Genomic DNA, 20,529 nt, shown 5'->3' with positions numbered 1-20,529 from the left:
ACGCCGCCAGCGTTCGTCCTGAGCCAGGATCAAACTCTCCAATAAAGAGTTGATTAGCTCATTGCTAAACTCTAGCTTTTTATTACTTGTTGTCATTCTATAACATTCGTTGTAAAACGATTATTGTTGACGTTTGTTTGTTCAGTTTTCAAAGAGCAATCTCACAAGAGACAACTTTCAAATAATAACACATTTTCACTTATTTAGTCAATATGTTTTTTAAAAGTTTTTTCAATGTTCTCTTGCTGACTTGTATTATTATAGCAACGTTTATACATGTATGCAATAGTTTTTTAAAAAGTTTTTCAAAAAGATTACGTATTTCTTTCTAATAGATTCTTTTTCACTTTGTCCATTTGTTCTATCGTATCATTTACCTACATTAATAGACATCCCTTTCTTAAGGGAATATCTATTTTCTCTATAAATTGCAAGGTGACTAATTCTCTGTTTTCTAATCTTTTTATCAATACTCTAAAATCTCTTCTATGAATAGATGTCTATTTTTTTCTAAATCAAGAATCAAATCATTTTGTAATGTTTTAACAAGCGGTCTTGTCGGAGTACTACTTATAAATAAAATTTCTGCTTTTTCTCCATTGGATAATCTAATTTTGCTTCCTGTAGTAAATTGAGTAATAGCATTGCTTAGTGATTGTAATATAGTTAAATCAAATTTTCCAAAATGATCCTGATGCATTTGTTCCATTACACGAAAAGGAGATTGCTTCTTCCGATATAATCTCTCCGATGTCATTGCATGAAATGTATCAGCTACAGCTATAATCTTGGCAAAGGCATGTATCTTATTATCTGCATTCCCCATTGGATATCCGCTTCCATCAATTCTTTCATGATGCTGATAAATTGCAAGGCGCGTTTCATTTTTTAATAAAGTATGTTCAGGAATCATTTCTAAACTATATCTTGTATGTTTTTTCACTTCATTAAATTCTTCTTCTGTTAAAGGTTCTATCTTATTTAATAATCGTTGATTAATCTTAGCCATTCCAGCATCGCTTAAACAACCTGCTAGAGCAACTTGAATCATATCTCTATAGCTATAGTTCATTTTTTGCGCTATAAGTGCACTAATAACGGAAACTGCAATAGAGTGCTGATACAAATATTCCTTTTTGTTTGATAAGTGATAAAGAGAAAAAATTTCTTTTGAAACAGTTTCTAGTTCTTCTAATAATGGTAAAAGGATCGTTCTAACATTTGCTATATTCACTGGTAATCCAGATTGCCAAGAAATAAATTCCTTTTTATATAATTGAACCGTCTGCAAAAATAGAGACAAAAAATCATTTTTCTCTTCTTCTCTAGTTTGATTGTGAATAGATGGCGTAGATTCGATCATAATCGTACCATCTATTTGCGTATTTTCGATGGCAACTTCCTTTACTAAGAAAGCTTTTAATATCTTTATGTGTTCACCCGCTAATACCGTTCTCGCAGTAATTATTGGTCTATTTGTTCGTACATATATATCTTCTGCTAAAATACTTCCTGGATTTAACTCTTCCACATTTATAATCATTTGAAACCACCTTATAATAACGGACTTTTTTACTATTTTAATGTATTTTTTTTGAAATACAACCCCATTCAAATAAGACTATACACCTAAAATGATTTATAAATGATTTTTTTATAGCAATGCACGATGTTTTACGTAAATCCTAAAATATTTATTTACCTCTAAAGAACATAAAAAAATGCCTTAAGGTTTCCCCTAAGACATTCAAAGTATATTACTCGTTTGAATCCGCATCATTTTCTAAAGACTCTTGTTGCGTTTCTTCAGAAAGTTCATCCGCTTCCTCTATTTCATCTTCTTTTTCTACAATAGCAACAGTAGCAACAAATTCATTCTCATTTTCATTTAATTTAATCAATCGAACACCTTGTGTGCTTCTGCCCATAGTTGAGATATCACTTACAGCCATTCTGATTAAAACGCCACCTGTTGTGATAATCATTAAATCTTCTTCCCCGTTCACTACTTTCATTGAAACAAGGGTTCCATTCTTATCGGTGATATTACATGTTTTGATCCCTTTTCCGCCTCTACCTTGAACTCTATATTCATTGATTGGCGTTCTTTTTCCGTATCCATATTTAGTTACAACTAGAATTTCGGAATTTTCTTCAAGTACTTCCATTCCTACCACTTCATCATCAGATGATAAAGTAATACCTTTTACCCCTGTTGCCGTTCTACCCATGGAACGTACATCTGTTTCTGGGAATCGAATAAGCAAACCATTTTTCGTTCCAATAATCATTTCCTTTGATCCATCTGTTAAGCGTACAGAGATTAACTCATCGCCCTCTCTTAAATTAACAGCGATTAGACCATTATTTCTTATATTAGCAAACGAAGATAATGGAGAACGTTTAGAGATTCCTTCTTTTGTGGTAAAGAATAGGTACCAATCATCTACAAATTCGGAAACAGGAATAATCGCATTTACCCACTCGTCTTTTTCCACACCTAAAAGGTTAATAATTGGGATACCTTTGGCTGTACGGCTGAATTCTGGAATTTCATACCCTTTCAAACGGTATACTTTCCCTTTATTCGTAAAGAATAGGATAGTATCATGGGTCGATGTGGAGCTTAGCTGTTCAACAAAGTCATCCTCATTTGTTCCCATTCCCTGAATTCCGCGTCCACCACGTCTTTGCGCTCGGTAAGTAGAAGCTGGTAGTCTCTTAATATAACCATTGTGAGTTAACGTAATGATAATATTTTCTTCCGGAATTAGATCTTCATCTTCTATTGTTTCAATTCCGCCAGCAACAATTTCTGTACGACGAATATCGTTAAAGCGCTCTTTTACTTCTAAAAGCTCTTCGCGGATAATTTCTAAGATTTTTTCTTCATCTGCTAGAATTGCTTTTAATTCAGCAATTAACTTCACTAATTCTCGATATTCATCCTCGATTTTCTCTCTTTCCAAGCCAGTTAATCTTTGTAGACGCATATCTAGAATTGCTTGTGCTTGTTTTTCAGAAAGATTAAAATTCGTCATTAATCCTTCACGAGCAATATCTGTTGTACGAGAACTACGAATCAAGCTAATCACTTCATCTAAATGATCAAGCGCAATCCGCAAACCTTCTAAGATATGCGCTCTTGCTTCTGCTTTTCTTAATTCAAATTCTGTTCTTCTACGTATAATTACCTTTTGATGATCTAGATAATAAGCTAGACATTGTTTTAAGTTAAGTACCTTTGGTTGTCCATCTACTAGTGCAAGTAAATTGATACCAAAGCTTGTCTGCATAGCTGTATGCTTGTATAGGTTATTTAATAATACATTTGCATTTGCGTCTTTTCGAACTTCAATAACAATACGCATTCCAGTTCGGTCAGATTCGTCTCGTAAATCCGTGATGCCGTCAATTTTCTTATCACGTACTAGTTCTGCAATGCGTTCTACTAGTCTCGCTTTATTGACTTGATAAGGAATTTCTTTCACAATAATAACTTCCTTACCACTAGGCTTCACTTCAATTTCTACTCTAGCACGTAAAATAATAGAGCCTCTACCAGTTTCATACGCTTTTCTAATTCCACTTCTACCAACAATCATCCCATATGTAGGGAAGTCTGGTCCTGGTATGATTTCCATTAATTCAGGAATAGTGATATCTGGATTTTTACTAACTTCAAGAACACCGTCAATAATTTCTCCCAATTGATGTGGAGGAATATTGGTAGCCATTCCAACAGCTATCCCACTCGTACCATTTACAAGTAAATTGGGGAAACGAGAAGGTAATACTACTGGTTCTTTCTCTTCTCCATCAAAGTTTGGCTTATAATCAATTGTGTCTTTATTAATATCTCGCAATAACTCCATCGCTATTTTAGACATTCTAGCTTCTGTATAACGCATTGCCGCAGCTGAATCACCATCTACGGAACCAAAGTTTCCATGTCCATCAACGAGCATATAACGATAGTTGAAATCTTGTGCCATACGCACCATTGTTTCATAAACAGCACTATCACCATGTGGATGATACTTCCCGATTACTTCTCCAACAATACGTGCAGATTTCTTGAACGGTTTATCTGAGTGCATTCCAAGATCATGCATTGCATATAAAATACGTCGATGCACGGGCTTTAAGCCATCTCGTACATCTGGAAGTGCACGAGAAACAATAACACTCATCGCATAATCTAAAAAGGAATCACGCATTTCTTTACTTATATTTCTATCTTTAATTTGAGAATTTGGCATATCAGCCATGGAAAGGAACCTCCTTAAGAAAACATTAGATTTTCTGCCTCATCTTAACGAATAGACGTAAGAGAAAAAGTCAAGTCTAATCGAATTCCTCATAATTAATAGGAATAACTAACGTCTAAAGAAATACACAAGGTGCCAATTAAATCAGCACCAAATTTCTTTCCCTATCTTTTAAACATCTAGATTTTTAACATAAGTTGCATTTTCTTCGATAAAGTTTCTCCGTGGCTCTACTTTATCACCCATAAGCATTTCGAATGTTTCATCTGCTTCAATCACATCATCTAAGCTTACCTGTAAAAGTACCCTTTTCTCAGGATCCATTGTTGTATCCCATAATTGCTCTGCATTCATTTCCCCTAATCCTTTATAACGTTGAATATTCGGCTTAGGATTAGCTGGCAAGTTGCTTAAAACTTGTTGCAATTGCGGATCACTATAGGCATATTCAAGCTTTTTCCCTTGTTTAATACTATATAAAGGTGGCTGTGCAATATAGATGTAGCCAGCTTCAACTATTTTTCTCATATAACGATAGAAGAAGGTTAACAATAGTGTTCGAATATGTGCTCCATCGACATCGGCATCTGTCATAATGACAATTTTATGATATCTTGCTTTCGATATATCATAATCATCACCAATTCCAGTACCAATTGCAGTAATCATGGAACGAACTTCATTATTGGACAAAATCCGATCTAATCTCGCCTTTTCTACGTTAAGGATTTTCCCTCTTAAAGGAAGTATCGCTTGGAAATGACGATCTCTCCCTGATTTTGCGGAACCACCTGCAGAGTCACCCTCTACAATGAATAGTTCGCTAATTTTGGGATCTCTTGAGGAGCAATCTGCCAATTTACCAGGTAAACTCGAAACTTCCAGTGCACTTTTTCGACGTGTTAATTCTCTTGCCTTCTTTGCTGCTATTCTTGCTCGTAAAGCCATTTGACCTTTATCGACAATTTTGCGAGCTACTGTGGGATTTTCTAAAAGGAATTTCTCCAGATGTTCTGAAAATACAGTATCTGTAATGGCACGGACTTCTGAATTTCCTAATTTCGTTTTTGTTTGTCCTTCAAATTGTGGGTCTGGATGCTTAACGGAAACAATTGCAACGATTCCTTCCCTAACATCCTCTCCAGAAAGATTTACATCCGATTCCTTTAATAGGCTGTTTTTTCTTGCATAATCATTAATCACACGAGTAAGTGCTGTTTTGAAACCAGACTCATGCGTTCCACCTTCATGTGTATTAATATTGTTAGCAAATGAAAAAATATTTCCTGTATATCCATCATTATATTGGAAAGAGATTTCAATGTTTATACCGTCTTTTTCTCCTTCAATATAAATTGGTTCCTCGAAAAGCACCTCTTTATTTCGATTTAAATGCTCTACATAAGATTTTATACCACCCTCATAATGGTATTCTTTCCTTTTTTCCATTCCTTCACGCGCATCTTCAATGGTAATCCGAATATCGCGATTTAAGAAAGCAAGTTCTCTGATACGGTTGGCCAATATTTCAAAATCATACTCTAACGTTTCTTTAAAAATATCACCATCTGGCTTAAAACGAGTAGTTGTACCAGTACGGTCTGTTTCACCGATAATTTTTAAATCAGCAACAGGAACACCCTTTTGATATTTTTGGTAATAGACATTTCCATCACGATGAACAAAAACCTCTAATTCAGTTGAAAGAGCATTTACAACAGAAGCACCAACACCATGAAGTCCTCCAGAAACTTTATAGCCTCCACCGCCAAATTTTCCTCCGGCATGAAGAACAGTCATGATTACTTCTACAGCAGGTCTTCCCATTTTCTCCTGAATACCAACAGGAATTCCGCGCCCATTATCTTTAACAGTAATACTATTATCCTTTTCAATGATGACATTAATCTCATTACAAAAACCAGCTAATGCCTCATCGATACTGTTGTCGACAATTTCCCAAACTAAATGGTGCAGACCTCGACTACTTGTTGACCCAATATACATTCCTGGTCTTTTTCTAACAGCCTCTAGGCCCTCTAAAACCTGTATCTGACTTTCATCATAAGATTGTTGTTCAACTGGATTTTGTTCCGTTGACATATTGATCACCTAACTTTCCATTAACATCGAAAAATTTTAACATTATTTTTTTGCATCCATTAGTACTCTTGAACAGTTAACTGGACTGTTCGCTTTTTTAACGTATTAGAAGCAATCGGTGAAAAATAGATAGTATTCTTCGTAATTACAATAGATTTATAAGATGAACCTTTCCCATTAGTCATTGCTTTTTGTCTATCTAAAAATTCTTTTGAAATAGGAGATGACTCTACCGTTTGTTTATCTAGTATAGTAATAATTTCTGAAGTTCGCACAAGAATATTTTCTCCAATATGAACGTACACTTTTTCACCTCAAAGCTATTGAATCTTTTTAATCGTTCCTGATTCAACCTGAAAAGTTGCTGCTTCTTTTAAAGTATGATGGTCTATACCATCAACACTGGTTGTTGTAACAAAGGTCTGAACCTTTCCTTGAATGGTATTTAACAAATGAGATTGACGATAATCATCTAATTCAGAAAGCACATCATCTAAAAGTAGAATGGGATATTCTCGTATTTCTGAATAAATTAGTTCAATCTCTGCCATTTTAATGGATAACGCAGTTGTTCTTTGCTGTCCTTGTGAACCAAAAGTTTGCACATCTCTATTATTCACATAAAACAGCATATCATCACGATGAGGTCCAAATAAGGATATCCCTCGATCAATTTCTCTTTTTTTTAGACTTTGGAATTTTTCTTCGTATACACTCTTCATTTTCGACAAATCCTGATCTTCTGATACATCAACAGACGGTTTATAGCGAATTTCCAGTGTTTCTAGCCCCCGAGATATACCCTTATGAATCGGAACTGCCCACTTTTCCAGTAAGTGCAGGAATTCAAAACGCTTCGCTACCACTTTAACTGCCATATCTATAAATTGCTCTGTTAAAATCTCAAGCATTGTATGATCGGTTTGTTTATTTGTTTGTAGTTGTTTTAAGTAGGTATTTCGCTGGTGTAAAATTTTTTGATATTGTCCCATATCATGCAAATATATTGGTGATATTTGCCCTATTTCCATATCAATAAATCTTCTTCTAATTTGTGGGCTGCCTTTTACTAAGTTTAAATCTTCAGGTGCGAACATAACTACGTTCATATTGCCAATATATTGACTCAATTTCCGCTGCTCTATATGATTAAATTTTGCTTTTTTCCCTTTTTTGGCCACAACTAACTGCATGGGTACTTTCCCATGTGCTTTGACTAATCTACCTTCTATTTTAGCATACTCTTTGTCCCAATAAATAAGTTCTTTATCATTTGAGGTCCGATGAGATTTTGCCATTGCTAGAACATAGATAGATTCCATCACATTGGTTTTCCCTTGTGCATTTTCTCCTAGTATTACATTTACCTTATTCTCGAAAGAAATATCCAGTTCCTCATAATTCCGGTAATTTCTTAAAAGCAACTCATCAATATACATTTGGGTTCACCCTTTTTTATAAAACAGTGTACTTGCCAAATGAAGGAATATTAATTTCATCACCACTTCTTAACTTTCTGCCTCTGCGCTGATCCTGTTCCCCATTAACAAATACCTCATATTCCCCTAGGAACCATTTTGCCATTCCACCTGATTGTATTAACTCTGCTACTTTTAAAAATTGACCCAATGTAATGTAATCCGTATCAATCTTAATTTGATTATCCATTTTTTCACTCTCTCAACTTTAGTCGTATCTATCTATTCTACTAAATAATTAATTGATACACAAAGAAAAGTGTAATATTTCTATAAATAGATAGGTAATATTCTAAATAGTGGGGGGAAAACAGTTTAAATAACACTTATTCCCTCTAGTGCATATTCATACATCTGCTAAATATAAAGGAAATTGGGTGTTCATTAAAAAGAACACCCAATACTTTTAATAAGTTCTAACCGGTAATATAAGCTGTAAAGTGGAGTCATCATTTGTTGGATGAATAACAAACGGTCTCATCGCTCCAGTAAAACTAATTTTAACTTCAGATCCTTCAAGAACTTTTAATGCATCCATCATAAATTTCGCACTGAATGATATCTTTAACTCTTCCCCGCTAACAGATTCACTTACTAATTCTTCAATAACTTTCCCTATCTCAGGTGTAAAAGAAGAAATTTCTATTACATTTTCACCCATTGTCGAAAATTTAACGACATTATTTCGACCTTCACGCGCTAACAAAGAAGCACGATCAATTGATTGAAGAAATTCCTTAGAGTTTACAATGATATCTGTTTTACTTTCGGTTGGAATCAATCGATTTGTATCAGGGTAATTTCCTTCTAACAAACGAGAGAAGAAAAGAATATGCTTTGTTTTAAATAATATTTGATTTTCTGTTACTAGAATTTCAACTGGTTCATCATGGTCATCCAAAATACGATTGAGCTCATTTAAACTTTTTCCTGGAATAACAATATTAAAAGTTTGCTCTGTTTCTGTTTCTATTTTTGCCTTTCTTAAAGCAAGGCGATGACTATCTGTTGCAATACAGATCAGGTCGTTATTTTCAATTTTCCAGTTTACTCCTGTCAACACTGGTCGTGTTTCTGAGGTGGACACTGCAAAAACAGTTTGTTTAATAATATTTTTTAATAAATCTGTTGGGACTTTTATCGAATTTTGTTCCGCGATTTGAGGTAAATGCGGATATTCTTCTGAATCGAGCCCATTTAGATTAAATTCTGATTTTCCTGAACGGATAGTAGTTTGCAAATTATCAACGACAATTTCAACTTGGTTGGTAGGAAGCTTTTTTACAATCTCACTAAAGAACTTTGCTTGCAATACGATGGAACCGGCTTGTTGGATCTCCACAATTTCTTGTTCATCTTCTTCTTTAGGAATGAAAGATTCAATCGAAATATCGGAGTCACTTCCAGTTAATGTTACTCCTTCTTCACTTGCGACAATTTTGATACCAGTAAGAATAGGAATGGTTGTTCTACTAGTGATTGCTTTCATAACATCTTGCACACTTTGAACAAGATTCTCTTTTTGGATGATGAATTTCATTAATTAATCCTCCGATTTAAATAATTTTTAAATGCAGTTCTAACTGCTTTTTTTAATAATATATTGTTTTAAAAAATAGTAGTAAAAGTAGTAGGTCCTGTTAGTATGTGGATAACTAGGTTCAAGCAAGGAAACACAGTCTATCCACATGTTGATAGACTGTGTCTAAAGTAAGGTAAGTTATACACACTATCCTATCTAAACTTTTAAGAGTTCATTTATTTCTTTTAATTGCTTTTGAAGAAGTGAATCAGTTAAAAGCATTTTTGATATCTTTTCATGGGCATGAATAACAGTAGTATGATCTCGACCGCCAAACTCTTCACCGATTTTTGGTAAGGAGAAATCGGTTAATTCTCTTGATAGATACATAGCGATTTGTCTTGGAAATGCAATGGATTTTGTGCGTTTTTTTGCTTTAAAGTCCTCTAATTTAATATTAAACTGCTCTCCAACTATCTTTTGAATATCATGAATGGTTATTACTCGAGGTTTAGAGCTTGGAACAATATCCTTTAATGCTTCAGCTGCTAAATCAGCATTAATATCTTTATTAATTAAAGAAGAATAAGCAACAACGCGAATAAGTGCACCTTCTAACTCACGAATATTAGTATCAATTTGATTAGCAATATAAAGCATCACTTCATTTGGAATATCTAGTCCGTCGGCTTTAGCTTTTTTTCTCAAAATAGCAATCCGTGTCTCTAAGTCTGGTGGTGTAATATCTGTGATAAGACCCCATTCAAAGCGCGAGCGTAAGCGATCCTCTAGTGTTGGAATCTCTTTTGGAGGGCGGTCACTAGAGATGATAATTTGTTTGCTTTCCTCATGTAATGTGTTAAAAGTATGGAAAAATTCTTCTTGTGTTGATTCTTTTCCAGCAAGAAATTGAATATCATCTATTAAAAGTACATCTACATTTCGATATTTATCACGAAATTCGGCACCTTTGTTGTCACGGATACTATTAATAAATTCATTTGTGAATTTTTCAGAAGATAAATATACAACTTTAGCAGATGGATTATGATCTAAAACATAATGACCGATTGCATGCATTAAGTGCGTTTTTCCAAGTCCAACTCCTCCATAAATAAATAGAGGATTGTAGGCTTTTGCAGGCGCTTCGGCAACAGCAAGGGAAGCAGCGTGAGCAAAACGATTGCCAGATCCAATTACAAAAGTATCAAAAGTATACTTTGAATTTAAGATTGTTTGCTCAGTAACTTCCTCTTCCTTTTTCTTATGCTTTACAGAAATTTGCTGATCAAACTCCTCTTCTTTTTGATTCTGAGGAATAATAAATTTTACCAGAAGTTCTTCACCGGTAATTTCATATAGTATTTCAGCAATAAGCTGAGAATATCTTTCTTCTAACCAATCTCGTGCAAACTCATTAGGTGCTGTAACAACTAGTAAATCTCCCTGCAAAGAATGTGCTTTTGTTGGTTTAAGCCATGTATCAAAACTGGGTTTGCTGATCTTTGTTTCAATCGTATTCAATGCATTATTCCAAAGATCTGTTATATTGTTCAAGTTATCCTCGCCTCCTTTACCTAAAGTTAAACGTTATTAGCCTTATTATTCTACTAACGAGCAGATCTATCTTAAACATGCAGAAAAAGACATATTTTCATGTCGAATTTGTTTAAAAAACTTCGTGATTACTTCAAAAAAGATCAAAAAACAAAAAAAGAGCCTTAAAGCCTTAAGATAAAACTTCTAAAAAAACAAAAAAATAGACCAATCGATGCAATAATCGCTTATAGGATTTTATTTGTTCGATGGCTAACCAACTTAAATAATTTTTTACAAAAGACCATATTTCTTTATCCAAATTGTCCAATTCCTACAAAATAGGAATCATAAAAAAAAGATTTTAGACAAAATAGTGCTGCCTTGTGCATGCCAATATGCAAGATTACAAGGAGCTTGTCCTTTTCATATGTGGAAAAATATATTATAAGGAAGATTAGTGGTATTTCGACAGTATCCACGGATTGTGGACAACTCCGTTCAGACACATAGAATAAGATGTCCACAGTTTATCCACAGATTGTGGATAATATAGTTATGCACAGATTTTATTCAGATGTGAAAACAAAACTATAATATCAAAAATTCATAAGAACTGCAATGCTTTTTAATATCTTATCCACAAGATAACTAGGTTGTTAGTAATAAATGTCCACAAGGTATTAGTTTGTTGAAAAGTTGTAAATAACGATTGTGGAAAAAATAATCCCGTCGAAAATTATCCACAATCGTCGAAAAGATAGGAAAAACGACATAATAATAACTTGGTTTGTTTGAAAATATAATCAGAGCGAAGAGCTAGTTTTTCATTTTGAATTTTTATATCGTTTTTTTTACATAAAAATTGAAAGAAGAATTTTTGTAGAATAACCTAAATGATAAAAAATATTCGTTGGAAAATAGAATAGTTGGGAAGGATATGAAGTAGAATAGAAAATTATGTGGTATACTATTTTAATGACCTTAGAAATAGAAAGGGAAAGATCACTGAAGTTAACGTGATCTATAAATAATGAAAATAAAAATGAATAGTTGACAATTAATTATCTATGTTTATATAATTGTAAGGACTGTCTATAACAGCTATTCCTCAGGGAGGTGTCATATACAATGAAAAGAACTTATCAACCAAATAAACGTAAAAGAAGTAAAGTTCACGGATTCCGTAGCCGCATGAGCAGCTCAAATGGACGTAATGTCTTAGCTCGCCGTCGACGCAAAGGAAGAAAAGTATTATCAGCTTAGGCCACTGAAACGTCAGTGGTCTTTTTTCAATTAAAAGGGAAGGGAATGCTTTTAATAGAAGGACAGTCCTTCCTTTTTTTACAATATACTCATTTACTTACGTTATTATGCCTGTCTAATTTTCTTTCAAGGCTGTTTTTTTAAAATTGGTATTTTTCAATTGGGAAAAATTTATTAAAATAACTAGCAGTTGAGTTACGAAGACGCTAGGGGGAGCAGGGAGACCTAAAATTGGTTTTACCGAGGTGCTAAAGTCTACCCCTATGATAACCGGTGATAGGAAGGCTGCTGGTCACTGGCAACAAACTTTACGAAAAAGCCTCTTTTACAAAGAGAAGAATGTTAACTTGAAGGAATTGAAGGAGTTATAAACGTTGAGAAAAGAATTCAGAATAAAAAAAAATAAAGAATTTCAGTCGGTTTTTAAAAAAGGACAATCCTTTGCTAATCGGCAGTTTGTTATTTATAAATTGGAAAAAGTGGATCAAGAGCATTTCCGAATCGGCCTTTCTGTCAGCAAAAAGATTGGAAACGCAGTTAAGCGAAATCAGATAAAACGCTATATTAGACAAGCGTTCCTTGAATTTGAAGATAAGTTGGAAAATAAGTATGATTATGTCATAATTGTAAGAAAGCCTGTTGCTGATATGGGTTTTGAAGAAGTAAAAAAGAGTCTTATCCATATTTTAAAAATAGCAAGGGTTCTATCCAAAAAGAATTAAGAGGAAAATCGCAGTTAAGCGTTTCCTATGATTCGTTTATCGGTTACAATACTTAATAAGTTAGATTTGAAAATCATGTTAAACAGGAGGATTTGCAGCTTGAATAAGAAATTTTTATTGATAGTTGGTCTGCTTTTTTTAATGACCATTTTAACAGGATGTACAGAGTTTAATCAACCGATAACTTCTGAAAGTGATGGAATCTGGAATGAGTTCATCGTATATCCACTATCTCAACTGATAATAAAGACAGCAGCCTTTGCTGGAGGTAGTTATGGTATTTCCATTATTATCGTAACTATATTAGTTAGACTAGTTATATTGCCGCTTATGATTAAACAAACGAAAAATAGTAAAGCAATGCAAGCAATTCAGCCGCAGATGAAAGAACTGCAACAAAAATATAGCTCTAAAGATCAAAAGACACAACAAAAGCTCCAAGAAGAAACGATGAAGCTTTTCCAAGAAAATAAAGTAAACCCATTGTCAGGATGCTTCCCTCTAATAGTACAAATGCCGATACTGATTGGGTTTTATCATGCTATTTCTCGTACAAGAGAAATTGCTTCTCATGATTTCTTATGGTTCAGTCTAGGGCAGCCAGATCCAATTTACTTATTGCCAATCTTAGCTGGTGTAACGACATTTTTCCAAACAAAATTATCGATGGCTGGAGCACCGCCAAATCCGCAAATGCAAATGATGGTTTGGATAATGCCAGTTATGATTTTAGTATTTGCTATTAATTTCCCTGCTGCATTATCACTTTACTGGGTAGTAGGTAATATCTTTACCATTATACAAACGTATTTTATTAAAGGTCCTGAAATTAAAAATGCTGGTCAAACTAGCAAAGCAGGAGGAGCGAAGAAGTGAAAGAAATTACTGCCGTAGGACAAACAGTCGACGCAGCAGTGGAGTCAGCTTTAGCTCAGCTTAAGACAACAAAGAATCAGGTTGAAGTCATTGTTGTTGATGAAGGAAGAAAAGGATTTCTCGGTTTTGGTTCTAGATCTGCGAAAGTAATAGTAAAGAAAAAGGTAGATCCAGTTGAATCCGTAAAAAATTTTTTAAAAGATGTTAGTGAAAAAATGGGCGTTCCTATTGAAATTCGAGTGAAGCAAAATGGAAAAAATATTCTATATGAATTATCTGGTGAAAAAATTGCTTTGCTGATAGGAAAAAGAGGACAAACTCTTAATTCTATTCAATATTTAGCACAATTGGTAATTAATAGAGAATCTACAGGATATTTTAAAGTGATATTAGATGCGGAAGGTTATCGAGAACGTAGAAAACAAGCTTTAATTCATTTAGCCGAAAGAATAGCCTATAAAGCGGTGAAGATTGGAAAAGAAATCCCGCTTGAACCGATGCCTGCAGATGAAAGAAAAACGATTCATACTGCGCTGGTTTCCTTTAAAGGTGTAAAAACGTATTCCTCAGGAGAGGATGCGAAGCGACATATTATTGTTGCGCCAATAAGGGGAAAAAAATAGTTTTAAAAAAAGATCGTCTTTCCAAATGGGAAACGATCTTTTTTTTGTATAAAAATCTCCTCATCTTGTCTGCCTCTGCATGGCAATGTAATATTTTTTCAAAAAATTTTAAGCCTCCTAATGCATATATTCTAGCGAAATATTATGTTCGAATAATATTCTATTTAAATAAAAATGAATAAGAAAAAAAGCATGCTCTTTGTTTCTCATTTTAGCTGTTAGGTAGATTGCTGAAGAACAGGATAATGGAAATAACACAAAAAAAGTGAAGTCCTTCGGTTTTGTAATTTTATTTTTCGTTTTATTGTTATTCACATGTGGATAAGATAGAATGGTATATAACGATAAAAGAGAATGTGGATAAGTGTGCGGATTTTTTTCTTTTTTTACATTTGTGGATATGTTAATCTAATCTAATGTAATCATGTCAAAGGTGAATACAATCATTTTATATAGATATTTTTTTTTGAATTGAGGTGAAAAAGATGGAATTGGATACAATTGCTGCGATATCGACTCCAATGGGTGAGGGAGCGATCGCAATTGTTCGAATGAGTGGTCCAGATTCAATTAAAATTGCAGACAAGCTCTTCAAAAGTATAGGTAATAAAAAGTTAATGGAGGTAGCAAGTCATACAATCAATTATGGGCATATTATAGATCCAGCAACAGACGAGGTTGTGGAAGAAGTAATGGTATCGTTGATGAGAGGACCGAAAACTTTTACCAAAGAGGATGTTATTGAAATTAACTGTCATGGCGGATTAGCTTCTGTAAATCGATTATTGCAATTGACAACTTCTTATGGTGCTAGAATTGCAGAACCTGGGGAATTTACCAAAAGGGCTTTTTTAAATGGACGAATCGATCTTTCTCAAGCAGAAGCGGTAATGGATTTAATAAGAGCTAAAACAGATCGTGCGATGAATGTTGCGCTTGGTCAAATGGAAGGAAGGTTATCAAAATTAATTAGACATTTGCGCCAAGAAATCTTAGAAACATTAGCACAAGTAGAGGTTAATATTGATTATCCAGAATACGATGATGTAGAAGAAATGACACAAAAAGTCATGATTGAAAAATCGGCGTATATCAAAACAGAGATTGAAAAGCTATTACAGACCTCTCAACAAGGTAAGATTCTCCGCGAAGGACTGGCAACCGTTATTGTTGGCAGACCGAATGTTGGAAAATCCTCTTTATTGAACAGTTTAGTACAAGAAAATAAAGCAATCGTAACAGACATTCCAGGTACAACGAGAGATGTAATTGAAGAATATGTGAATGTACGCGGAGTTCCACTTCGTTTGCTAGATACAGCAGGAATTCGGGAAACAGAAGATATCGTAGAACGAATTGGCGTCGAAAAGTCACGAAAAGTGTTAAGAGAAGCGGATTTAATTTTACTTGTCCTAAATTATGCAGATGAATTAACCGAAGAGGATAAGAATATCTTCAAGGCTACAGAAGGCATGGATTATATAGTAATCGTCAATAAAACAGATTTACCTCAAAAAATTGATTTGGAGAAAGTAAGAGAACTTGCGGGAAATCGCAAAGTTATCACAACATCTTTAGTAGAAGAAAACGGAGTCGACTTATTAGAGGAAGCGATATCTAGTCTATTTTTTGCAGGCTCTATTGAAGCAAGTGATATGACTTATGTTTCTAATTCAAGACATATTTCCTTATTAAGCCAAGCGATGCGGGCGATAAGCGATGCAATTGAAGGAGCAGAAAATGGCACACCTATAGATATTGTACAAATTGATTTAACAAGAACCTGGGAGATACTTGGTGAAATTATTGGTGAGAGTGTGCACGAAAGTTTAATCAATCAGTTGTTTTCTCAGTTCTGTTTAGGGAAATAAGTGATTTTAATGAGAACACTGAAAAAGTAAGTTTCTCCAAATTAAATACGGATTTATGTATTTGAAAAAAGAAATACCTAAATTTAAAAGTTGGCCACCGACATTATGATTAAATGGCAGTTTTTCAGTGGCCTCTATGGAAATGAAGCAGAGTCTTGAGAAATAGAATACCAGCTAATTTAGCCATCAATAAAAGTAACTAAAAACGTATTTCTTAAAAGAAAGTTTAGAAAGAAGGAGGCATCATGATGCAGTACGAAGCTGGAAATTATGATGTGATTGTCATTGGTGCAGGTCATGCTGGCTGTGAGGCTGGCCTTGCAGCAGCTAGAATAGGTGCCAAAACATTAATGTTAACGATAAATTTAGATATGGTCGCATTTATGCCATGTAATCCATCTGTCGGAGGACCCGCAAAAGGGATTGTTGTAAGGGAAATTGACGCACTTGGCGGCGAGATGGGGAAAAATATAGATAAAACATATATTCAAATGAGAATGCTAAACACAGGAAAAGGTCCTGCTGTACGTGCCTTAAGAGCTCAGGCAGATAAATATATGTATCAACATGAAATGAAGAAGACGTTAGAAAATGAACCAAATCTAACGTTGATTCAAGGAATGGTAGAAGAACTAATCGTTGAGGATCAAGTTGTCAAAGGAGTTATTACGAAAACAGGTGCTACGTATCGAGCAAAAACGATTGTCGTAACTACTGGTACGTACCTTCGTGGAGAAATTATTTTAGGAGAGCTTAAATACTCCAGCGGTCCGAATAATCAACAGCCTTCCATCCGTTTATCGGAGCACTTAGAAGCACTAGGATTTGATTTAGTGCGTTTTAAAACCGGAACACCACCTCGTGTAAATAGTCATTCTATTGACTACTCTAAGACTGAAATACAGCCTGGTGATGATGTTCCAAGAGCCTTTTCTTATGAAACAACCAAATTTATTACAGATCAGCTTCCTTGTTGGTTAACATATACCAATGAAAAGACACATCAAATTATTGATTCGAATTTACATCGTTCCCCAATGTATTCAGGAATGATCAAAGGGACAGGACCACGCTATTGTCCATCAATTGAAGATAAAGTGGTCCGATTCAATGATAAACCAAGACATCAAATTTTCTTAGAGCCAGAGGGGAAAAATACACAAGAAGTTTATGTTCAAGGATTATCGACAAGCTTACCTGAAGATGTTCAACAGGAAATATTAAGAACAATCCCAGGTTTAGAAAATGTCCAAATGATGCGAGCGGGATATGCAATTGAATATGATGCCATTGTTCCTACACAATTATGGCCAACATTAGAAACGAAGAAGATTAAAAATCTATATACTGCTGGTCAAATTAATGGAACTTCAGGATATGAAGAAGCTGCAGGCCAAGGTTTAATGGCTGGTATTAATGCTGGTTTAAATGCAATAGGAAAAGAGGAAGTTATCTTAAGCCGCTCTGATGCATACATCGGTGTTTTAATTGATGACTTAGTAACAAAAGGCACAAACGAGCCATATCGACTCTTAACATCAAGAGCAGAATACCGCTTACTACTTCGTCATGATAACGCAGATTTACGTTTAACAGATATTGGATATAAAATTGGTCTTATATCTGAAGAGCGCTTTATGAAATTCTCTGATAAAAAGCAATTAATCGAACAAGAGAAGCAACGTTTAAGCGAAGTAATGCTAAAGCCAAATGAGCAAGTTCAAAATCTGATTAAAGAGCAAGGTGGAAGCGAATTAAAAGATGGTATAAGAGCAGGAGATTTATTAAAACGCCCTGAAATGAATTATAGCCATATTGAACAGCTTGCACCAAGCGAAATAGATTTAACAGAAGATATCAAAGAACAAGTAGAAATTCAAATTAAATATGAAGGATATATCGAGAAATCCTTACAGCAAGTGGAAAGACTAAAGAAAATGGAAAACAAGAAAATTCCTGAGAATATTGATTATGATGCGATCTCTAGTCTTGCAACGGAAGCGGTACAGAAATTAAAAAAAGTTCGTCCATTATCCATTGCACAGGCATCGAGAATTTCTGGTGTAAACCCAGCAGATATATCTATTTTATTAGTTTATTTAGAACAAGGAAAAATAGCTCGTGTTTAATCTCTGAATAGAAAGGGTTCATGCATGAAAACGGAAGATTTTATTCAAATGTTGTCTGATAAAGGAATTACTTTATCAGACCATCAAATAAAACAGTTTGAGCTCTACTTTGAAACATTGGTAGAGTGGAATGAAAAAATGAATTTAACAGCAATTACAGAAAAATCGGATGTTTATTTAAAGCATTTCTATGATTCCATCACTGCTGGATTTTACTATAATGGGTTTCACGATGCTGTACATGTATGCGACGTTGGTGCAGGGGCAGGTTTTCCAAGCATCCCTTTAAAAATTGTTTTTCCTGATTTAAAGGTGACGATTGTCGATTCTTTGAAAAAAAGAATTCATTTTCTTGAACACTTAGCATCTCAACTAGAGCTGAAAGAGGTTAACTTTATTCATGACCGAGCAGAAACATTTGGCCAAAATAAAGCATATCGTGAATCCTTTGATATTGTAACTGCACGAGCAGTAGCACGACTCTCTGTTTTAAGTGAACTTTGTTTGCCACTAGCAAAGGTTGGAGGTACTTTTGTTGCAATGAAAGCAGCAAGTGCCAAAGAGGAAATCGAAGCGGGGAAAAAGGCTGTAAGTCTATTAGGAGGAAAGATTCAAACAACACACTCCTTTTTATTGCCAGTTGAAGAAAGTGAAAGAAATATTATCATAATTGAAAAAGAAAAGCCAACACCTAAAAAGTATCCAAGAAAACCTGGAACTCCTAATAAAGAACCAATTGAATAGGTGAAAGCACAGATTTATGTCTGATAATTTAGTTTCTGAAGTTATCCGATTCTTTATATGATATTCTTCCATCCCTTCCTGCGTGAAGTAGGGATGGGAGCTTATTAATAAGACGGGAAAAATAATTATTTTATATTAGGTTGTTTTCAAAAAGATTGATTTTCATTCATAAAAGATATAATTATAGAGAAAATTAAGGAGCAGGCTCATGGTAAGAGTCTGGTAATAGCAACAACTTTATGAAAACAGCTATAAGTTATTACGAAAGAAATAAGAGAATGATATAATCATTCATAAGATTAGAACTATATCAACTATCATATCTACTATATAATATACCTATAATTGTCATATTCTATGAAATTTCGAGAAGTTTCTACTTTAAGTTAGATGACTTTGCAGGGATTAATGTTTCATATAGAGAATAACTAATAGGGAGTTTTGTAAAGGTGGTGCAGGGTGATGAAGCCTTCTTTCTCACGATTTTTTGGACTAGGCGAAAAAGGAGAGCAAATAGAAGATGCTAGTCAAATAAGTGCAGATGCTGCTCAAGAGGAGATCGAGAGTATGGGAAGTAATGAAGAAGTTAGACGAATCCCAATTAATCAGATTGTTCCTAACCGTTTTCAACCAAGAACGGTATTTGATGATGAAAAAATTGAAGAATTAGCTCGTACAATCCATACACATGGTATTATACAACCCATCGTATTAAGAGAATATGAAGAAGATAAATTTGAAATCATTGCTGGAGAACGAAGATGGAGAGCAATGAAAAAACTTGGTTGGGAAGAAGCGCCAGCAATTATAAAAAACATGAGCGACACAGAAACTGCTTCTGTTGCACTTATAGAGAATCTTCAAAGGGAAGAGCTTTCTCCAATTGAAGAAGCGATTGCCTATGGCAAATTATTAGAGCTCCACAATCTTACCCAAGAGGCACTTGCCCAAAGATTAGGCAAAGGGCAGTCGACTGTAGCAAATAAATTAAGACTTCTTAAATTGCCAGAAGAAATTCAAGAAGCATTATTAAATAAAGAGATTTCTGAGCGTCATGCTCGTTCCATGATTCCTTTAAAAGAACGGGAAAAACAAATCCAGCTATTACAAGAAATCATGGAAAAGAGCTTAAATGTAAAGCAAACAGAAGAGCGTGTCGTGAAAATGCTTGAACAATCAAAGCAGAAACCGAAGCCAAAAAGAAAGGCATTTAGCAAAGATATGCGGATTGCAGTAAATACCATTCGTCAGTCGCTGAATATGGTTTCTGATAGTGGAATTAATTTAAATGCCGAAGAAGAAGAGTTTGAAGATTTTTATCAATTTACGATAAAAATTCCGAAAAAGAAATAATACTTAAATAGCTTCTTATCTAGAATTATAATTTG

The 20,529-nt window shown here is 34.3% G+C and carries 16 protein-coding genes; 8 read left to right on the top strand and 8 right to left on the bottom strand.

Annotation, left to right across the window (positions count from 1 at the left end):
• Nucleotides 1-466: 466 nt before the first annotated feature.
• From ACTQ5K_RS19030 to dnaA, 8 genes are all read right to left on the bottom strand, one after another.
• Complete coding sequence (locus ACTQ5K_RS19030; protein WP_031535632.1) at nucleotides 467-1,543, bottom strand: HD-GYP domain-containing protein; 1,077 nt, start codon at nucleotides 1,541-1,543, stop codon at nucleotides 467-469.
• A gap of 214 nt (nucleotides 1,544-1,757) precedes the next feature.
• Nucleotides 1,758-4,271: a DNA gyrase subunit A gene (gyrA, locus tag ACTQ5K_RS19025; protein WP_031535629.1), complete on the bottom strand. Its 2,514-nt coding sequence runs from the start codon at nucleotides 4,269-4,271 to the stop codon at nucleotides 1,758-1,760.
• Nucleotides 4,272-4,442: 171 nt separating this feature from the next.
• Nucleotides 4,443-6,374, bottom strand: a complete 1,932-nt coding sequence (gene gyrB / locus ACTQ5K_RS19020; RefSeq protein WP_031535627.1) for a DNA topoisomerase (ATP-hydrolyzing) subunit B — start codon at nucleotides 6,372-6,374, stop codon at nucleotides 4,443-4,445.
• Nucleotides 6,375-6,433: 59 nt separating this feature from the next.
• The gene (gene remB / locus ACTQ5K_RS19015) at nucleotides 6,434-6,679 is read right to left on the bottom strand and encodes an extracellular matrix regulator RemB (protein WP_031535625.1); all 246 of its coding nucleotides are present in this window, start codon (nucleotides 6,677-6,679) and stop codon (nucleotides 6,434-6,436) included.
• Nucleotides 6,680-6,694: 15 nt separating this feature from the next.
• Nucleotides 6,695-7,813, bottom strand: coding sequence for a DNA replication/repair protein RecF (gene recF, locus ACTQ5K_RS19010; RefSeq protein ID WP_031535623.1), 1,119 nt, complete (start codon nucleotides 7,811-7,813; stop codon nucleotides 6,695-6,697).
• A 16-nt stretch (nucleotides 7,814-7,829) separates the two neighbouring features.
• Nucleotides 7,830-8,042 (bottom strand): S4 domain-containing protein YaaA, encoded by a 213-nt coding sequence (yaaA, locus tag ACTQ5K_RS19005; RefSeq protein WP_031535621.1) that lies wholly within the window; start codon nucleotides 8,040-8,042, stop codon nucleotides 7,830-7,832.
• A gap of 216 nt (nucleotides 8,043-8,258) precedes the next feature.
• Entirely contained in the window at nucleotides 8,259-9,392 is a 1,134-nt protein-coding gene (dnaN, locus tag ACTQ5K_RS19000) for a DNA polymerase III subunit beta (RefSeq protein WP_031535619.1), read from the bottom strand.
• Between the two features lie 198 nt (nucleotides 9,393-9,590).
• On the bottom strand, nucleotides 9,591-10,931 hold the full coding sequence (dnaA, locus tag ACTQ5K_RS18995; protein ID WP_031535617.1) for a chromosomal replication initiator protein DnaA: 1,341 nt from the start codon (nucleotides 10,929-10,931) through the stop codon (nucleotides 9,591-9,593).
• A 1,110-nt stretch (nucleotides 10,932-12,041) separates the two neighbouring features.
• On the opposite strand from dnaA, the gene rpmH reads away from it, so the two are divergent.
• From rpmH to noc, 8 genes are all read left to right on the top strand, one after another.
• Nucleotides 12,042-12,176, top strand: a complete 135-nt coding sequence (gene rpmH, locus ACTQ5K_RS18990) for a 50S ribosomal protein L34 (protein ID WP_016201470.1) — start codon at nucleotides 12,042-12,044, stop codon at nucleotides 12,174-12,176.
• A 374-nt stretch (nucleotides 12,177-12,550) separates the two neighbouring features.
• Nucleotides 12,551-12,898, top strand: a complete 348-nt coding sequence (rnpA, locus tag ACTQ5K_RS18985) for a ribonuclease P protein component (protein WP_048718118.1) — start codon at nucleotides 12,551-12,553, stop codon at nucleotides 12,896-12,898.
• Nucleotides 12,899-13,039: 141 nt separating this feature from the next.
• Entirely contained in the window at nucleotides 13,040-13,774 is a 735-nt protein-coding gene (gene spoIIIJ / locus ACTQ5K_RS18980) for a YidC family membrane integrase SpoIIIJ (RefSeq protein WP_396953903.1), read from the top strand.
• The gene (gene jag / locus ACTQ5K_RS18975; RefSeq protein ID WP_048718119.1) at nucleotides 13,771-14,397 is read left to right on the top strand and encodes an RNA-binding cell elongation regulator Jag/EloR; all 627 of its coding nucleotides are present in this window, start codon (nucleotides 13,771-13,773) and stop codon (nucleotides 14,395-14,397) included. Before spoIIIJ ends, jag begins: the two co-directional genes overlap by 4 nt.
• A 485-nt stretch (nucleotides 14,398-14,882) precedes the next feature.
• Nucleotides 14,883-16,268 carry a tRNA uridine-5-carboxymethylaminomethyl(34) synthesis GTPase MnmE gene (gene mnmE, locus ACTQ5K_RS18970; protein ID WP_441131615.1) on the top strand — a complete coding sequence of 462 codons (1,386 nt, stop codon included), beginning with the start codon at nucleotides 14,883-14,885 and terminating at the stop codon, nucleotides 16,266-16,268.
• A 248-nt stretch (nucleotides 16,269-16,516) separates the two neighbouring features.
• Entirely contained in the window at nucleotides 16,517-18,397 is a 1,881-nt protein-coding gene (mnmG, locus tag ACTQ5K_RS18965; protein ID WP_031535604.1) for a tRNA uridine-5-carboxymethylaminomethyl(34) synthesis enzyme MnmG, read from the top strand.
• A gap of 24 nt (nucleotides 18,398-18,421) precedes the next feature.
• Nucleotides 18,422-19,141 carry a 16S rRNA (guanine(527)-N(7))-methyltransferase RsmG gene (gene rsmG, locus ACTQ5K_RS18960; RefSeq protein ID WP_048718123.1) on the top strand — a complete coding sequence of 240 codons (720 nt, stop codon included), beginning with the start codon at nucleotides 18,422-18,424 and terminating at the stop codon, nucleotides 19,139-19,141.
• A gap of 462 nt (nucleotides 19,142-19,603) precedes the next feature.
• The gene (gene noc / locus ACTQ5K_RS18955) at nucleotides 19,604-20,494 is read left to right on the top strand and encodes a nucleoid occlusion protein (RefSeq protein ID WP_048718125.1); all 891 of its coding nucleotides are present in this window, start codon (nucleotides 19,604-19,606) and stop codon (nucleotides 20,492-20,494) included.
• Nucleotides 20,495-20,529: the final 35 nt, after the last annotated feature.

The organism is Niallia sp. Sow4_A1, assembly GCF_052116745.1.
Lineage (GTDB): Bacteria > Bacillota > Bacilli > Bacillales > Cytobacillaceae > Niallia > Niallia hominis.
This window is presented reverse-complemented; position numbering and strand designations above follow the sequence as displayed.

What these genes read in the sequence shown, in the direction of transcription:
- rpmH (WP_016201470.1), top strand. Translation starts at nt 12,042, where the DNA reads ATGAAAAGAACTTATCAACCAAATAAACGTAAAAGAAGTAAAGTTCAC.
- spoIIIJ (WP_396953903.1), top strand. Translation starts at nt 13,040, where the DNA reads ATGACCATTTTAACAGGATGTACAGAGTTTAATCAACCGATAACTTCT.
- yaaA (WP_031535621.1), bottom strand. Translation starts at nt 8,042, where the DNA reads ATGGATAATCAAATTAAGATTGATACGGATTACATTACATTGGGTCAA.
- noc (WP_048718125.1), top strand. Translation starts at nt 19,604, where the DNA reads ATGAAGCCTTCTTTCTCACGATTTTTTGGACTAGGCGAAAAAGGAGAG.
- recF (WP_031535623.1), bottom strand. Translation starts at nt 7,813, where the DNA reads ATGTATATTGATGAGTTGCTTTTAAGAAATTACCGGAATTATGAGGAA.
- dnaN (WP_031535619.1), bottom strand. Translation starts at nt 9,392, where the DNA reads ATGAAATTCATCATCCAAAAAGAGAATCTTGTTCAAAGTGTGCAAGAT.
- gyrB (WP_031535627.1), bottom strand. Translation starts at nt 6,374, where the DNA reads ATGTCAACGGAACAAAATCCAGTTGAACAACAATCTTATGATGAAAGT.
- ACTQ5K_RS19030 (WP_031535632.1), bottom strand. Translation starts at nt 1,543, where the DNA reads ATGATTATAAATGTGGAAGAGTTAAATCCAGGAAGTATTTTAGCAGAA.
- gyrA (WP_031535629.1), bottom strand. Translation starts at nt 4,271, where the DNA reads ATGGCTGATATGCCAAATTCTCAAATTAAAGATAGAAATATAAGTAAA.
- mnmG (WP_031535604.1), top strand. Translation starts at nt 16,517, where the DNA reads ATGCAGTACGAAGCTGGAAATTATGATGTGATTGTCATTGGTGCAGGT.
- mnmE (WP_441131615.1), top strand. Translation starts at nt 14,883, where the DNA reads ATGGAATTGGATACAATTGCTGCGATATCGACTCCAATGGGTGAGGGA.
- rsmG (WP_048718123.1), top strand. Translation starts at nt 18,422, where the DNA reads ATGAAAACGGAAGATTTTATTCAAATGTTGTCTGATAAAGGAATTACT.